The sequence below is a fragment of the Vibrio neptunius genome (genome assembly GCF_000967495.1).
GTDB classification, from domain to species: domain Bacteria; phylum Pseudomonadota; class Gammaproteobacteria; order Enterobacterales; family Vibrionaceae; genus Vibrio; species Vibrio neptunius.
Genome location: NZ_JXXU01000110.1, coordinates 1 through 772 on the forward strand (window position 1 = coordinate 1; position 772 = coordinate 772).

At 53.1% G+C, this 772-nt stretch carries 1 protein-coding gene; it reads left to right on the forward strand.

Annotated elements, in window-relative coordinates; all coding sequences use genetic code 11:
- A partial coding sequence (locus TW84_RS24685) for a hypothetical protein (protein ID WP_045977964.1) occupies positions 1 to 772 on the forward strand: 772 nt, incomplete at both ends.

A 772-nucleotide genomic window follows, 5' to 3' on the forward strand; every position in this document is an offset into this window, starting at 1 on the left:
GTCGACAAGGTGATTGAGGTCGAACAAGACCTAGATACCTGTTTGGAGTACCACTACTATCAAGCGCAATTGAAGAACGGTAATGCCGTCGGCAATTGGGGCGCCAGTTTGGCTTTAGAAGCGCAACCCGTGATCGCCGCCTACCCCAAAGCCAGAGCTCGGCTCAATGAATACGGTATTGCACCAGCACTACTGGAATCACGCTTTAGAGAGTATGTTGAACGGCGTAAAGCGCACCGCCAAGTCAACTGGGCAGACTTAGACACCTTCTATAAAGACTACCTCAACACGCGTCATCACGGCCTCACCATGATAAAGCACGACGCCCCCCATGTGATAAAGGCCATCACCGCCTTAGGCACCGACGCGCGGCGCTTTGGTCTCGACGTCGGTGAGCATGCCCACCACCTAGTGCTAAGCACCCTGATGGATGCGTTACTCAATGAACTCGAATTGAGTGCCCAGCAGGTGCCCGAGTTGAGTGACAGCATCGATGAATTGCTCACCGAACCGGATAACTTATTAGGCTTGGCTGTGTACGGTTTCTCGTCGGAGATTTATGCCGCCACCGATCAACTGCTCAAGGGCGTGACCCTCTCTGACTTTACTGGTCAAACGCGTATCCCGCTCAGCGGGTTTATCTCGGCGTTTAACGATGTGATTGGGTTCAGCGACCCCAATTCGGCCTTGTTTACGGCGACGAAGAGCTTACTTATCCCCCTTGAAAGGCAAATCAATCAGGCCACACAGGCGGTCAAAGACCAAGGGGATA